This is a genomic window from Arthrobacter sp. TJ-265 (genome assembly GCF_058269135.1).
The window spans coordinates 802,401-816,741 of record NZ_JBZCND010000001.1 but is presented as its reverse complement, the minus strand read 5'-3'; the positions used below and the strand labels follow the sequence as shown (position 1 = coordinate 816,741).

Genomic DNA, 14,341 nt, shown 5'->3' with positions numbered 1-14,341 from the left:
CCTATGGGGAGGAAGTGCATCTGCCTGTGGGCCGCGATGCCGGCGGCAATACCGTCGGCATCGAGGTGCTGCCCGCCAGCATCACCTTCCCGCCGATGCCTTGCTATCGGCGTCCTTTCGAGCCAACGCCGCGTCGAGGACCCTGTACTCGGCTTCTTCTACCGCCCAATAGGCATACGTGATCGCGAATCTCGCGTCGTCCTCGGCGTCCTCTGCTGTTCGCTGCGCGGCCTTGACGTCGTGCTCTGCCTTCTTTGATCCGATGTCGCGACCGACGGATCGACGCGATGTCATCGTCCCAGCTTTTCTCTACGTCGCTCCACCACGCGGCGATTTTTCCCTGGTTCGCTTCGGCGGTCTCGCGCAGCCGGTCCGTGCCCTTCTGCAGCGAGTTCCGTGCGCTCCGGACGTCCTGCTGCAACTTCGCGTGCGCATCCTGCTCGGCGGCGGCAAAGCGGTCTTCAGCCTCTTTGGCTCTGGCCGCGAGCCTGCTCAGATCATCGGAGAGGGGCATGAGGATTTCCTTTCTCACTGTGGTGACTCCGATCGTGCGGTGACGGGAGATCGTTGTCTCCGAGACAGCGGCGCCCGTCCGAGAAAGCGAGTCCCACCGTCCTTCTACACTCACCCCTGGGCCTGTGCACGTTCAGGGCCGAAAGTCCTTCGAATCAGGTGTGCGCACTGAATCGTCGACGGGAGGCGCATCAAGAGAGGGTGATCACGCCGCGGCCGTTGCTCAGGATGCGGAACAGTACGATGCTGCCCCTGGGACGTCGTGTGACGGGAGGTTTTCGAGATTGTCTCTTGTCTGGTGCGGTCTACCAAGCAATAATTCAACCAACATGTTGGTGGACGAATCGGGAAGGAGGTGGGTGATGACGCACCGGCTGGCAGCCGCTATCGTCGCCGCGTCGCAAAGGTGGTGGGTGGTTGCTGTGACCGCCGCCGCGACGGCGGCCTCCCTGATCGTGCTGCAGGGTGTGGGTGCCCGGGTTGATCAATTCGTCGGATATCCGCCGTTCGACCTGCAGACCCCTCTGGGCGTCGAGTCGATCCTCGTACAGGCTCCGCTGTACGACGGGCCCGCACGGCAGGCCTACCTCTTGTTCCTTCTGGTCGACACGGTTTTCCCCCTGGCGGCTTCCTTGCTCCTCTGCCTCGTTCTGGCGCGGTCGCTGACGGTGTTGCAGCGGCTGCGGGGGCTCCCGTCGGTCAACAGGGTGGTGCTCATCCCGCTGGTCGGGGCGCTGTTCGACTGGACGGAGAACGTCTTTTTCGCCCTGGCGATCTGGAACCCGGAAGGCCTCGGGTCATGGGCCCTGATCGGGGTGGGAGCGAAAGCGGCGAAGGTCGCGCTGAGCGTCGTTCTCCTCTCCGGCCTGGTACTCGGCTTCGCGGTCCTCATGCTGACCTGGTCGACCGTGGCGCACCTGCGGACAAGCAGACCGGTGACCCGAACGCAGCGGATCGATCAACCTCCCGCCAGTGCATCTCCCCGTCCATCTCCGGGTTCCGACCCCGCGGCGGGAGCCTGAGATGGCACGGCCGACAAGCCTCAACAGTCCCTCCCGCGCGAAGTTGCTCACCGAGGCGGAGAAGTTGTTCGCTGCCCGCGGATTCTCATCGGTCAAGCTGCGGGACATCGCGGAGGCCTCGGGCCTGCATCACGCCTCGATCTACTACTACTTCCCGGGCGGCAAGGAACAGATCTATGTCGACGTGATGACAGCCAGCTTCCACGAACATCGCCGCGGACTCGAGGAAGCCGTCGCGACTGCTCCTTCCGGAGTCCGGGGCCCGCTCTACGCCGTGGCGGATTGGTTCACCTCCCACCCCCCGGTCGATGTGGCGAGAATGGCGTTGGCCGATTTCCCTGCCCTCCCTCCAGCCGCGGCGGACGAGCTCGCTGCGCTGGCGTACGACTCGCTGCGAGAACCTATCTCGGCCGCACTCGCGGCGGCGCGGGATGCGCAATCCGAGACGCTGTCGATCACGGACCTGAATCAGGCAGCGATGGCCCTGGTAGCCCTCGTGCAAAGCGTCCACTCCGTGCCGGCCCGGTACCTGCCATCCCCCGAAGTGAAAACGGAGCTCGGCCGCGGTTTCGTGGATATGCTTCTGGACGGCTGGATACGGAGGGAACAGAAGTGACTCCCGAAGAGCTGCCGTCGCCACCGGACCGGACTCCAGACCTCGACGACAACTTCTCGGACGGACTGTCCACGCGGTGGTGGGTCCCGCACTATCTGCCGCATTGGACGACGCCGGACCGATCCGAAGCCCGCTACCGCGTCACTCCGGAGGGTGTCGAGCTCAGGATCGAAGCCGATCAACGCGACTGGCGGCCCGAGGACGCGCCTCTGCGCGTCTCGAACCTCCAGACCGGCACCTATTCGGGTCCGGTCGGATCTCCGAACGGAACACACCGCCATCGCGATGACGAACTCCACGTTCGAACCCAGACCCCACAGCGACTGCTGTTCGCGCCCTCCAGCGGGCGCATCGACGTAACCGTCACGGCCAGCCGAGACGAGGGCTGCATGCTGGCGGCGTGGCTGGTCGGCACCGAGCATCTCTCTGCCGAGCATTCTGGAGAGATCTGCATATTCGAGATCGACGCTGAGACGATCGGCGAGACCACCATTGCTCGTTCCGGTATCAAGGCGCACCACGACTCCCGATTGGTCACGGACATCGCCGAGGTCGCCGTCCCCCTCGACGCCGCCGAGCCCCACACGTGGACCGTGATCTGGGGCAACAACGAAACGATCATCGGCTGTGAAGGCCGCGTTGTGCGGCGCCTGACCCAAGCGCCGACCTACCCGCTGCTCCTCATGATCGACCTCTTCGAAATCGGGCCCGCCTCAGGCCGCTACCCCAAGGCAGCAACCATCCACCACGTCCAGGCGTGGAACTTCAGCCGCACGTAGCTGCCTTCAGCACCATGGCCCGGTCAGTCGATGCGATCCACGACCCGCGCATGCACCTCGTCAGCGGGACGTCCGTCCCCGCCAAGGGGGCACCTCATCCGCTGATGGGTTCTGCGACTACTGCAAACTTGCCCTAAGCCCTTGTGAGCGTCGCGCAACTTCCTCGGGCACATCGGATACCTCGCTGGGTATGGCTTAGTGGTGTGCGGCGCTTCGGACCATCTCCGCGATGAGTGCGGGCTGCTCGAGGCTAGGCAGGTGTGCCACGTCAGGGAGGACGCGTCCTGCCCCCTGTCCAATGCGGCGTGCGGTCTCCTTGTAGAACGGCACGTCGCAGGGCGGATCGAGGTCACCCCAGGTGCACAGCACCGGCACGGTCACCTCGCCGAGTCGGGTCCAGGCATCGACACCGGCACTGCCGGCAGAATCGGGTGCAGCGGCCGCCAGGATCTTCCGGTTCATCGCCTCGAAGAGGGCACGGACATCTCCTGCGACGCGGCCTTCCGCGGCTCCTGGGCCGTCCAACCACAGGTGGGCAAGCGCCCGAATCCTGTCGTCGTCTGCCACGGTCGGGTCGTCTGCACGTGCCATGAGCGGGGCGGAGGAGTCGTCCGGTTCCCAGTCGAACGGGGTGTCCTCGTCGGTCATTCCTGATACCGCAGCGCCGATCAGCACGACTTCGCTGACGCGATCAGGATGCAGCAGCGCCATATCCAGCGCGACTGCCCCGCCCATCGAGTTGCCGACCAGAAGGGCCCGGTCCAGGGCGAGTTCGTCCATGACGTGAAGCAGGTCGTCCACGTGTGTGAATGACGATGAGTCCGCCGCTGCCGGGGTGTCTCCGTAGCCGCGTCTGTCATAGGCGATGAGATCGAGACCGTCGCCCTGCAGCGCGTCCGCCACCGTGGTCCAGGATCGCCGGTCGGCGACACCAGCGTGCAGAAGGACAACCGCAGGTCCCGGTGCTGACCACCGCGTCACAGCCAGCTGACTGCCATCCGAGGCCGTGACCATGAGTTGCTGAGCATTCATGGACCTGAACCTACTTCAAACACAAGACCATCCACAGAGTTCTTCGTCCTGACGGGGTGCCCACCAGCCGATCGGGAGCGCCACCACGATGCCGCGGATGGTTCCGGTGTCATGGCGGCCCACCTGATCGATCAGGGAGGGATGAAGAAGTAGCCGACAGCATTGATGAGACGAAGCGCGATGACGCTGACCGCGTATTCTTCGGCATGCGGACCACCGGGGTACGACGGAAAGGCACCGGCCGGTAACGGATGCGTTTGCGCACACCAATGCGTCGGCGTCGCCACATCCGATGAGAGCACCCAGGCCTACATCCGTGGTTCGCGACCATACAAGTCCGGGAGCATCGAATCATCACCGTTCGCACCGTCGTTCTGCCCGGCGGGCTGGTCAGCACCATGACCGGGACACCGTTGGAGTTGAACCGGGCGAGCATGTCGCCGAGCCCGTCCGTATGAGCCTCGGTGACCGCAGCCACGTCCTCCGTCGGATCGAGCGTCAGCAGGAGCATCCCGCGTCCTGCCGTAACTGCTCCGCGGCGGACTCGATCAGGTCAGGATCTCTTCCTCGTCGAAGGAGAAGTCCGACAACGTGACGGCCGCTGCGGGCCGCTCACCGAGTTCCGCGGCGAAGCCGGCTCGGACGACATCGCGTCACGAACCGATCGGTGAGTTCGTCCCGTCCGCGCTGTCCATGACGTAAACGACCTTGGAAGGATCGGGCCATTCCGACAGGAGACTTTCGACGAACTCGACGGTCTCCTGGTCGGACGCTTCTGCAGTCAGGTGATCCAACCGGCCGGCGGAAAGCTGCAGGAGGACCTGATGCGGCGCACCTTCCGGTCCGACGAATTGAGCGCGCACCGGGAAGACCTGGTCATGTGGTACTGCGCGCGGCACGTCGGCTGGGACTTCGAAGTACACGGTCGAGGTGAATTCGTCGGCCCAGTGGACCTCGTGCGCGACGGCCAGCTGCGCGCGGAGCTCGCGAACTCCCGCCGTTTCGGTCGCATCGAGCATGCCTTCGATGAGGCCTCGAATGCGCGGGTCCAGCGACCTCACCTGCTCAGGTTCATCGTCCAGCATCGCCATGAACTGCTCCCTCCTGGCTGCAGCACGGTCACCGAGGAAACCAGCGAAGGTGAATGCTGCGGTGCCTGCTGCCATCCACCGGCGCGGGTACCGCGTGCCGGCCCGCCGAAGTTTCTCCTCGAGACGGGCATCGATCACATCTCCGACATCAGCAAAGCGAAGGGCGGCGGCTGCTGCCGCAAGCCCCGCAAGTGCTCGCAACAGTGACCGCCTGCCACCGACCGTGACGCCGATGTACAGGCCGGTGACAGCAGCGGTCGCGACGTGGACAGCGCGGCGCTGCTGGTCGTCCAGCTTGGATGGATCGATGAGGGTAAGACTCCCCATGATCGCCGTCGATGTGATGCCGAAAACCGGTGACGCCGGATCGGTCAATAGGTGCTGCTTCGCATGAGTCACGAGTGGTCCTCCATCGATGAGATGATCCTTGTCTACCACGGAAGAACGAGACCGCTGTGGTGTTGATCGGCCCACGCACGCCTAAGTGTTGGCAGAGCCATCGGGCCAAGCGGGGTTCTCGGTGCAGACGGCGGGGTGGAGCTTGTTGCAGCCTGCCTGCGCTGCGCGCTGTTCCACCCGGGCGCAGAGCGCTGCCGGACCGGCGCCTCACAGGAGGCCTCCAACGGAACTGTTCAATGCATGAAGCCACTGCTGTCTCTGTCGCGGTCGTACTTCCCGCAGTGCCCGCAACGCCTGTAACGACTGCCGTCGTCGGTAGATTCGATGTGCCAGAGATGGCGCAGATTCAGTGTGCACAACACGTTTTGAAGCATGACCCTTCCTCTCGAGAGCACAATCGGCACGTACGCTACCTGAGCAGACCTCATGGGGATGACGGGCAGGGCGTGACGGCCGGCCAATGATCAGGTAGCCGGCCGTCAGAGGGACCCGCAAGCCACGGCTGGGCCGGCCATGACGCCCGGTCTCGTAGGGGCTAGGGAGATACCACATCGTCGTCGAAGACGGCCCTGGGCCGTTGCGGCAGATCGTCGATCAACTCGTTCAGCGCAAGGGCTACGAGGTTACGGTCCCCCACCGGAAGCGGATAGACGCCGTTGAGATAGGCATCGAGCTCGAAGGCCCGGACGTTGCCCCCGATGCTGAAGTAGTGCAGCCAGAGCTCCTGCACGGTCAGTTCCGCGGCGTCGGCGGCGAACCGTGCGCTGCGCTGTTGAGCCTGTGCGGTCATAGCCAGACCTGCTTACACGTGCGACCGGAAACGAAACGTGCCCGTGCTCCTTGAAACACCACTGAAGAACCGGAATATCTCCAGATGGACACTCAGTACCTCAAGTTTAGGCCTGGGCGGGAGGCGCCGGGGAAATACCAAGAGCCCTGCCTCTACGAGCAGCTCCGGATGATCAGCACTCACGCCAGACCACTCCTGAGAAGTAGGACCGGTGCGCCGACGGTTCAGCGCACCGCGTTCTTGACGAGGGCAATGATCGCCATCTCGGCCTCGTTGGTCAGCTCGTTCACTGCGTAGGAAGTGGGCCAGAGTCCGGAGTCATCGTCGAGGCGGGCCTCGGTCGAGAAGCCGAAGGTCGAGTACCGTTCGCTGTCGGTGTGCCCACTCCTGAAGAAACACACCACTTTCCCCTTGCGCGCGTAAGCGGGCTGACCGTACCAGAGCTTCGGTGACAGCTCGGGGGCATGGGTGGTGACGATGGCGTGGATGCGCTCCGCTGCGGCGCGGTCGGGCATCTCCATCCCAGCGATCTTCGACAACACCTCCAGCTCCTCGGCAGCTGCTTTACCACCGCGTGTTCGGCTTGCTTCTTTCCTGAGTTCGGCGGCACGCTCTGTCATGGCAGTCCGCTCCTCCTCCGAGAAACCACCCGAGTTGGTGCTGCTCTTGCTGGTATCCGCACTCATCAGTGTCACTTCCTTCTCGTGGCTGTCTGTACTTCCGACGCCGGCGGGTTGACGTTGCGGGCTGCTGTCCGGCGCTTGGGAACCCGAGCCCGGGCCTTTTGGTTCATGGTTCGGTGCCCTGAGTAGGTCTGATCGGTTCCAGCAGCGGGGCTGGTGGTCAGCTGGCGCGGGCGCGGTCTTCGCGTTTGCGTCCGGCGCGCGCGGCGAGGAACAGCAGGGACCCGACGATGATGTAGGCGACGGCGCCGAGCCAGACGATCCCGGTCTGCTGCGTGAGAAGTGCGATGCTGGCGATGATCGCGAGTACCGGCACGACCCGCGGGGCTGTGAAGTGGTCGTGGTCGACCTTGTCCTTCTTGAGGACGAGGACACTGACGTTGGCCGAGAGGAACACCAGGAGCAGTAACAGCACGGTCGTCTCGGCCAGTGTCGAGAGGTTTCCGGTGAGGGTCAGTGCGATGGTCAACGCGGCGACGACGACGATCGAGACCCATGGGGTGCGGCGTCCCGGCAGCACACGACCGAATGCGCGCGGGAGGAGTTCTGCTTCTGCCAGTCCGTAGCCGACGCGGCTGGCCATGACCATGAACAGCAGCGCACCGTTCGCGATGGCGATCAGGGCGATCAGGCTGAACAGTCCGAGCGGAATCCCCACCCCGCTGGCGGCGACGACGTCGAGCAGCGGGCCGGTGGATTCGGCGAGGTCGGCCGGGGGCAGGACGATGACCGCGCCGAGGGCGATGAGGAGATAGACGACGGCCGCGGTGCCGATGGCGCCGAAGAGGGCGCGAGGATAAGCCCTGGAGGGGTTACGGACCTCCTCAGCCATGTTGGCGGCTGCCTCGAAGCCGAGGAAGGAGAAGAACGCGACGATCGATGCGGCGAACGCGCCCTGGAGCGGTGGTACGTCCGGCGCGAACTCGAGCAGCCGGGATGGTTCACCGTTACCGCTGGCGAGCACGATGGCGGCAACGACGATGACGAGCACGAGGCCGGTCACCTCAATGATCGACGCGATGAGGTTCGCGGTGAGGGACTCCCGGACGCCGCGAAGATTGATCAAGGTCAACAGGATGATGAACACCACCGCTGCGGGAGCGGCCGGCACATCGATGAGCGCTGTCAGGTAGTCGCCGGCGAAGGCATTCGCGAGGGCAGCGGCCGTGGTGATGCCCGAGGCCATCATGAGGAAGCCCACGAGGAAAGACAGATAGGGAATGCCGAAGGCCCGGTCGACGTAGCGTGCGGCTCCTCCCGCGTGCGGGTACTTTGTGATGAGTTCCGCGTATGTCCCGGCAGTGAGCAGTGCTACGACCAGTGCGATAAGCAGCGGTATCCAGATCGCACCCCCGATGTCAGCCGCCATGGTGCCCACCAGGGTGTAGATGCCGGCACCGAGGGTGTCTCCCACGATGAACGCGAACAGCAGCGGGGCTCCGATCGCCCGCTTCAATCCACTTGGTGCACCTGATGTAGTCGTGCCGGGCTCGTTGGTCATCGCACTATTGGAGTCCGATTTCCCGCCCAACGCAACCGACTCGATGAATGCAGGACTCCGCGGACCTGCGATCCAGTTCGCTCGACGCCGGTGCTGCACGGCTCGAGATCCTCTTGCGGACAATCTTCACCATGGCCGCAGCACTGCCCACCGCCCGGATCACCTCGACCTAGCAGGAACTTACCGGTCCCGAATGGCTCGACCTCGACTTCGATCTCGAAGGCCAAGCGCACCACCCATTGGATGCAGCGCACCTGGACTCCCGGACGCATCCAATGCAGAACGACCACACCCGACCTCAATGTCACAGGCCCCGACCACGACAGATGTGTGGCGTCGGAATGTACTCGACCAAGTGGCGTTGCGACGTGCCCGACGCAACATGTCCAACCCCTTCATGCGTCCTTTTCGCACGCGTCTCCGATCGGAACTCTGCAGTGCACCCTGTCGATCTCGGGGGCGCTCGGTCCAGGACCGAGGTCGTGCTCGCTGTGCCCCTGCGTAGCTAGCTGGGCAAGGGCTCGACCGATGTGGAAATGTAGACGGCAGCCTGGGTCCGCCGCTGGAAGCCCAGTTTCGCCAGGATCGAGGACACATGGTTCTTGATGGTTTTCTCGGCCAGGAACAGTTCGCCGGCGATTTCCCGGTTGGACAGCCCCTTCCCGATCAGGGTCAGGATCTTCCTTTCCTGCGTCGTCAGGCGGGCGAGGCGGGCATCTTCCTCCGGTGGATCGTTCAGCCCGGCAATGATGCGCTCCTTCATGCCGGGCTCGAACAGGGACTCACCCGCGGCGGCCCGGAGGACTTTCCCGACCAGATCCGAGCCGAGAATCTCCTTCAGGATGTACCCCGCGGCACCGGCGAGTACCGCCCCGCGCACGGCCTGGCGATCGTCGTAACTGGTCAGAATGACGCAGGAGAGGGAAGGGTTGATGGAGCGCACATTCCGGCATACCTCGATCCCCGTTCCATCCGGGAGCCTCACATCCAGGATCGAGACGTCCGGTGACAGGGCCGGGATCCGGCGCGTGGCTTCCTCGGCGGAACCGGTTTCCCCGACAATCACACACCCCTCGGTCTCCAACAGTTCTCGCAGCCCCCGCCGCACCAGTTCGTGGTCATCGAGGAGGAATACCGTGACGTCCTTCACCTGCTGAGCCTTATCGCCTGCATCCGGGCCGCCTTTCACGCCATCCAAGTGGCTCTTCATGAATTCGTGATGACACCAAATGTCAGCTTCATCCCCTGCCAGCCGTGCCTGCTAGGGCCATACGTCCCTGAAAGGACGGGTGGATCCCAACGATCCATCGCCGCCTTCGACGGCTTCTTCGTGGGACTGATGACGGCTCATTGGTCGCCGTGGGAAACCTAGCGGGACTCCGCGGGTTCCGTGGGCTCCGCACCGTGTGGGGTTTCGTCCGGTGCTCCGACGGCCTCTTCGGGGAGCCGTCCGGTGAGGAACAGGGCGGCGGTCGCCAGCAGTGCGGCCAGAGCCAGTGCCACCCGCAGTGCTTCCAGCCGCGAGTCCGAGTTGACCGCCATGATGGCATCAGCGGCTTCCGGGTCGATGTCGGCGTTGTCCAGCGCTTCCTGGAGCTGCGTATCGGAGATGAACGGGATACCACTGGCCAGCTGGACCGATGCTTCCTCCTGCACCGAACTCGGAACCGCGGGATTATTCTGGATGCCGGCCATGAACGAGGTACTCAGGGTCGCGATGAGTACCGACCCGATCAGCGCGGTACCCAGGGAGGCCCCGAGGTTGGTGGCCGTATTCTGCAGCCCGCCGACCTCCGCGCTCTGGGAGTCCGGGACCGCCGAAACCGTGATGGCGCCCAGCTGCGACGACAGCGCCCCCAATCCGAAGCCCATCAGCAGCATCGGGATTGCGACGATGCCCGCATCCGCCCCTGGATCCATACCTCCCACGAGGATGAGAATGCCGACGATCATCAACATCAGACCCAGGCGGATGACACGGCGCGGGTTCGCACGGGGCCACACCTTCGGGATTCCTGCCGCGGCCAGAATCAGCGCCACGGACAGCGGGAAAATCCGGATCCCGGTCTCCAGAGCGCTCAGTTCCAACACCACCGACAGGAACAGCGGAATGGTGAAGAATACGCCGGCCTGCACGAGGAATTGAGCGAAGAATATACTGAGCCCCCCGGTGAGGCGCTCGTTCCGGAACAGTCCGGGGTCGATCAGCGGCTCGCCGCCCACTGCGGCAAGATGCGTTGTTCTCCGCAGGAACACATAAAGGACGAGCAGCCCGCCGATCATCAGCCACACCACAGGGGACAGACCCAGAACCGTCGGCGCGCCGGGCTTCGACTGCACCCATCCCCACTCACCCGAACGCAGCACGGCATAGACAACCATGGCCAGTCCCACGATCGACAATGCGGATCCTACGAAATCGAGCCGGACCTTGGCCGCAGGGACGTCCTCGACCTTGCGCAGAACCAGCAGGATCGCCAGGACGATGATCACCTCGCCGACGAAAACATAACGCCACGATGCGAACGTGGTCACGGCGCCACCGATGAGAGGACCTGCGGCGACCGCCATGGCCCCTGCAGCGGCCACCAGTCCGTATGCCCCGGCTCGGCGTTCCGGCGGGAAGTTGGCCGCGACGAGCGACACGATCGCGGGCATGATCAATGCAGCCCCTATACCCTCCAGAAGGGACCAGCCGACGAGCAGCACTCCCAGGTTCGGCGCAAGCGCCGTCGTCAGTGAACCTGCGGCATAGATGATCAGACCCAGCGCGAAAGCACGCCGACGGCCCATGATGGTCCCCACCTTGCCGCCGGTGATCATCAGCGACGCCATGACCAGGGTGTACAGGGTGATAGCGGTTTGGATGCCGGTGATCGTCGTCCCAAGGTCCGCGGCCACCGCGGCCATCGAGACGTTCATCACGGAACTGTCGAGAGTCATCAGGAACTGGCCGGACGCCAGGACGGCCAGAACAAGCCCGGAGCCGGCCCGTGACTTCTGCACACTCAACACGTGGCCTCCGCCTGCAGATCACTGACCGTGGCCTGGACGTCGGCGGCTTCATCCCGCAGGGAGGCGATCGCCTGACTCAGGGTGGCATCGTCGGGAACGGCCTCGACGGCTCGAACCAACTCATCCTTGGCCGTCCGCACAGCGCCCACCTGGTCCTCCGCGACGTCCTGACTCGCATCGATCAGGTCGCCGTAGGTTGTCACGACCTCATCCCGCGCCGCATCGAGCTGTTCCACGGTGACACCCGGCGTGAGTGTCTGTTTGAAAGCTGTCAGGGCTGCAGCAAAGTCGCTCGCTGCCGTGCACACCTCCGAGACGTTCTCCGGCGCCCTACTGCTGGCGCTTGTGCTGGGGATCGAGGTGCCGGGGGTCGACGTGCCGGGGGTCGACGTATTGCAGCCCGTGAGCACTGCGACAGCTACCCCGAGTGCGACGACTCCAGCAAGGCCCGGGCCTGATCTCGACATCGGAGGCTCCTTTGCAAATGCTTTCCCGGGACCGTCTCAGCCAGGCTGAAGGCCCCCGTTTTCTCAGTGTCGGGCGATCCGACAGGCCGCCGCAGTCACATCCTGTGTGCCGGTGCCGAGCGGCGCGTCACCCACCCGGGGTGACCCCACGCGGGCGCGGGGCTTGAAGACCTGACCTGGCAGTTCGGCGGGGCGGCCGTGAGGTTCCTACCGCGTGGCTGATGTAGGACTGTCGAAATGCCCACCCCGACGCCCGTCAGCATCGGTCCTACGGTGGAACTCCTGGACAATGAGGAGGGGCGCTGCCTAGGCAGCGCCCCTCCGTGTAGCTGGTGGTGCCGGCGGATCTACCCGCCGTTGACCCTACTGTGTGCGACGGCCCGTGCCGTCGGTGGTGTCGCCGACGTCGGTGCCGTCGGCGTCGAGGATCTCGATCTTTTCCTTGCGGACCTCTTCGGTGACGGTTTCCTGGGCGGTGACGGTTTCCTTGTCGAGGCGCACGCGCTCGACCGGAACGGCTTCCTTCTCGACCACGGGACGCTCGGCGTGGAGGACGACTTCGTGTTCCTCTTCGCTGATCGACGGGCCGTCGAGGGCGTCACCCCGGTTGGCGTCGGTGATGGGCTCACGCTCGATGCGAACCTCTTCGTGCGTGACGGGAACAGTCTTGGTGACGTTCTCCGTGACGACGTACTTGCGCAGACGGGCACGGCCGGCTTCGCGCCGCTCGGTACCCACGTGGAGCTGCTCCTCCGAGCGGGTCATCGCGTCATCGGTGGTGGGGCCGGAGGTGTCATGACCGACCGTGGTGCCCGAGCGGTCGTGACGCTCGTCGCCGGCCTGGTACCCCGCCTCGTAACCGGCAGTCCCTCTCGTGGTGCCCGAGGTGGTGTCACTGTCGAGGAAGTCGCCGCCGGACGTGCCCGTGGTCCCGGCAGGCGTACCGGTGGTGTGTCCGGAGAGGCCGTAGTGACGGTAGAGGCGGTTCTCTTCTTCGGGGCTGAGGTCTCCGTCGGATTCGATGCGGGGCGCGTCCTTGACCTGATCCTTCGTGTACCCGATGGTCACATCGTTGCCGTTGACGTTCGCTCCCTGCAGGGGCGCGAAGGACTCCGAGGTGCCGAACAGGCCGGTCTTGACGGTGACCCAGCTCGGGTCCTGCGTCTGGTCATCCAGGTACACCTGGCCCACCGATCCGATCTTGGATCCGTGGGAGTCCAGGACGTGGCCGCGGCCGGAGAGGATGGTGTCGATGTCGTTCTGCGTGATCATGAGATCTCCTTCCGGAGGACACCGGGAGTGATACCCGGCTTCCTCCGATCTACGTGAGGCAATGACTGATGTGGAACCGGACCCGTGCGGGGCCGGTCGATGTCGCTGGTCCTGCTGATGTGTTGCTGGGGCGGTGCCGGAGGCCGGTGTTAGTGGGTGATACCGGTCTGGTGGTCGATGCCGACCTGGTCGACCTTGCGGTGGAAGCGCATGCCGGCCTTTCCGCCGAGAATGGCCCCGATCAGGGGGACCAGGACGGCGATCGCGAGGGCGATGAGGCCGCTGGCGGTGAGCAGGCTGCCGTCGACGGGGATCTGCGGTGCGCCGCCGATGCTCGAGAGGACGTTGAACTGGTCGCCGGCGATGGCGGCGAGGATCGCGACGATGATCGCGATGATGATGCCCCATACCCACACGGCGACGCCCTGCTTCACACCGTCGAAGCGGGCCATGCGCCCGGCGACGTACCCGCCGCAGTAGTAGGCGACGAACAGGATGATCGCGAGGACGATCCCGCTGACGATGCCGAGGGTCTCCGCGTTCTGCGTAGCCTGGTTCGCGGCGTCCGAGGCGCCGCTGGTGTTCGCGGCCCCTACACCTGCACCGACTGCGGTGGCGAGCGCGCTGAGCAGGACGGTCAGTCCGATGGCGGTGAGCCAGCCGAAGAACGCCGAGCCCCACTTGATGCCGCCGAAGCGTTCCTTCTCCGCAGCGACGACGTCGTTCCTGCGGCTCTTGGGGGTACTCGCCCCGGAAGTGTTGTTCTCTGCCATGTCAGATCTTCTTTCGTCTCAGTCATACACGTGCCGCTTCGTGGGAACCTTCTCCGAACTGCGCCTCCGACATAGCGTCGGAGGGTCCGAAGTGGAAGGCCGCGGCAGCGCGCGGTTGATTGTTCGCCCGCCTTCAGGCGTTGAAAGAGCCTCGTCATAACTCCTTCGCAGAGGCAAGCCTCCACGTACACAACCTAAGCATACTGATAGTAAGGCTGCTTTGCTTCACAGGCTGAGCAACCTACTGGGGTCTTGACATCTGCAGGCATCACCATCGCTGTTGCTGCTACGCGCCGAAGGTCGATCAGGCCCTCGAGCTGTCGCTCGGACCGGAGCCGTATCTGCGTGCTCTTCTTCGTGCCACAGCTGCGTGCTGGAGCGACTGGAG

The 14,341-nt window shown here is 64.6% G+C and carries 15 protein-coding genes; 4 read left to right on the top strand and 11 right to left on the bottom strand.

The window, feature by feature from the left end; translation table 11 throughout:
• Positions 1-103 precede the first annotated feature (103 nt).
• A complete protein-coding gene (locus AC4D2E_RS03870; protein WP_490951710.1) occupies positions 104-514 on the bottom strand; it encodes a hypothetical protein in 411 nt (136 codons plus the stop codon).
• Between the two features lie 361 nt (positions 515-875).
• Between AC4D2E_RS03870 and AC4D2E_RS03865 the strand changes: the two genes are divergently transcribed.
• Genes AC4D2E_RS03865 through AC4D2E_RS03855 form a run of 3 tightly spaced genes read left to right on the top strand, consistent with a single transcriptional unit; the run spans position 876 to position 2,930 of the window.
• On the top strand, positions 876-1,535 hold the full coding sequence (locus AC4D2E_RS03865; RefSeq protein ID WP_490951709.1) for a hypothetical protein: 660 nt from the start codon (positions 876-878) through the stop codon (positions 1,533-1,535).
• 43 nt (positions 1,536-1,578) lie between these two features.
• Positions 1,579-2,151, top strand: coding sequence for a TetR/AcrR family transcriptional regulator (locus AC4D2E_RS03860; RefSeq protein WP_490951708.1), 573 nt, complete (start codon positions 1,579-1,581; stop codon positions 2,149-2,151).
• The gene (locus AC4D2E_RS03855) at positions 2,148-2,930 is read left to right on the top strand and encodes a family 16 glycosylhydrolase (RefSeq protein WP_490951707.1); all 783 of its coding nucleotides are present in this window, start codon (positions 2,148-2,150) and stop codon (positions 2,928-2,930) included. The genes AC4D2E_RS03860 and AC4D2E_RS03855 overlap by 4 nt, the downstream gene beginning before the upstream one ends.
• A 195-nt stretch (positions 2,931-3,125) precedes the next feature.
• On the opposite strand, the gene AC4D2E_RS03850 is transcribed toward AC4D2E_RS03855, so the two are convergent.
• From AC4D2E_RS03850 to AC4D2E_RS03830, 5 genes are all read right to left on the bottom strand, one after another.
• The gene (locus AC4D2E_RS03850; protein ID WP_490952316.1) at positions 3,126-3,944 is read right to left on the bottom strand and encodes an alpha/beta fold hydrolase; all 819 of its coding nucleotides are present in this window, start codon (positions 3,942-3,944) and stop codon (positions 3,126-3,128) included.
• A gap of 671 nt (positions 3,945-4,615) precedes the next feature.
• Complete coding sequence (locus AC4D2E_RS03845; RefSeq protein WP_490951706.1) at positions 4,616-5,452, bottom strand: hypothetical protein; 837 nt, start codon at positions 5,450-5,452, stop codon at positions 4,616-4,618.
• A 535-nt stretch (positions 5,453-5,987) separates the two neighbouring features.
• Positions 5,988-6,242 (bottom strand): hypothetical protein, encoded by a 255-nt coding sequence (locus AC4D2E_RS03840; RefSeq protein ID WP_104165728.1) that lies wholly within the window; start codon positions 6,240-6,242, stop codon positions 5,988-5,990.
• Between the two features lie 224 nt (positions 6,243-6,466).
• Positions 6,467-6,928, bottom strand: coding sequence for a DUF1801 domain-containing protein (locus tag AC4D2E_RS03835; RefSeq protein ID WP_490951705.1), 462 nt, complete (start codon positions 6,926-6,928; stop codon positions 6,467-6,469).
• 157 nt (positions 6,929-7,085) lie between these two features.
• A complete protein-coding gene (locus AC4D2E_RS03830) occupies positions 7,086-8,426 on the bottom strand; it encodes an APC family permease (protein ID WP_490909659.1) in 1,341 nt (446 codons plus the stop codon).
• Positions 8,427-8,473: 47 nt separating this feature from the next.
• Between AC4D2E_RS03830 and AC4D2E_RS03825 the strand changes: the two genes are divergently transcribed.
• A complete protein-coding gene (locus AC4D2E_RS03825) occupies positions 8,474-8,599 on the top strand; it encodes a hypothetical protein (protein WP_490951704.1) in 126 nt (41 codons plus the stop codon).
• A gap of 332 nt (positions 8,600-8,931) precedes the next feature.
• On the opposite strand, the gene AC4D2E_RS03820 is transcribed toward AC4D2E_RS03825, so the two are convergent.
• The 5 genes from AC4D2E_RS03820 to AC4D2E_RS03800 form a co-directional block, all read right to left on the bottom strand.
• Entirely contained in the window at positions 8,932-9,636 is a 705-nt protein-coding gene (locus AC4D2E_RS03820; protein WP_490951703.1) for a response regulator, read from the bottom strand.
• Between the two features lie 158 nt (positions 9,637-9,794).
• Entirely contained in the window at positions 9,795-11,441 is a 1,647-nt protein-coding gene (locus AC4D2E_RS03815; RefSeq protein WP_490951702.1) for an MFS transporter, read from the bottom strand.
• Positions 11,435-11,677 (bottom strand): hypothetical protein, encoded by a 243-nt coding sequence (locus AC4D2E_RS03810; protein WP_490951701.1) that lies wholly within the window; start codon positions 11,675-11,677, stop codon positions 11,435-11,437. The genes AC4D2E_RS03815 and AC4D2E_RS03810 overlap by 7 nt, the downstream gene beginning before the upstream one ends.
• 594 nt (positions 11,678-12,271) lie before the next feature.
• On the bottom strand, positions 12,272-13,180 hold the full coding sequence (locus AC4D2E_RS03805; protein WP_490951700.1) for a YsnF/AvaK domain-containing protein: 909 nt from the start codon (positions 13,178-13,180) through the stop codon (positions 12,272-12,274).
• Positions 13,181-13,329: 149 nt separating this feature from the next.
• On the bottom strand, positions 13,330-13,953 hold the full coding sequence (locus AC4D2E_RS03800; RefSeq protein ID WP_490951699.1) for a hypothetical protein: 624 nt from the start codon (positions 13,951-13,953) through the stop codon (positions 13,330-13,332).
• Positions 13,954-14,341 lie beyond the last annotated feature (388 nt).

Excerpts from the sequence above, each read along its gene's own strand:
- AC4D2E_RS03870 (WP_490951710.1), bottom strand. The coding sequence starts at position 514 with ATGCCCCTCTCCGATGATCTGAGCAGGCTCGCGGCCAGAGCCAAAGAG.
- AC4D2E_RS03865 (WP_490951709.1), top strand. The coding sequence starts at position 876 with ATGACGCACCGGCTGGCAGCCGCTATCGTCGCCGCGTCGCAAAGGTGG.
- AC4D2E_RS03850 (WP_490952316.1), bottom strand. The coding sequence starts at position 3,944 with ATGGTCACGGCCTCGGATGGCAGTCAGCTGGCTGTGACGCGGTGGTCA.
- AC4D2E_RS03840 (WP_104165728.1), bottom strand. The coding sequence starts at position 6,242 with ATGACCGCACAGGCTCAACAGCGCAGCGCACGGTTCGCCGCCGACGCC.
- AC4D2E_RS03835 (WP_490951705.1), bottom strand. The coding sequence starts at position 6,928 with ATGAGTGCGGATACCAGCAAGAGCAGCACCAACTCGGGTGGTTTCTCG.
- AC4D2E_RS03830 (WP_490909659.1), bottom strand. The coding sequence starts at position 8,426 with ATGACCAACGAGCCCGGCACGACTACATCAGGTGCACCAAGTGGATTG.
- AC4D2E_RS03825 (WP_490951704.1), top strand. The coding sequence starts at position 8,474 with ATGCAGGACTCCGCGGACCTGCGATCCAGTTCGCTCGACGCCGGTGCT.
- AC4D2E_RS03820 (WP_490951703.1), bottom strand. The coding sequence starts at position 9,636 with ATGAAGAGCCACTTGGATGGCGTGAAAGGCGGCCCGGATGCAGGCGAT.
- AC4D2E_RS03805 (WP_490951700.1), bottom strand. The coding sequence starts at position 13,180 with ATGATCACGCAGAACGACATCGACACCATCCTCTCCGGCCGCGGCCAC.
- AC4D2E_RS03800 (WP_490951699.1), bottom strand. The coding sequence starts at position 13,953 with ATGGCAGAGAACAACACTTCCGGGGCGAGTACCCCCAAGAGCCGCAGG.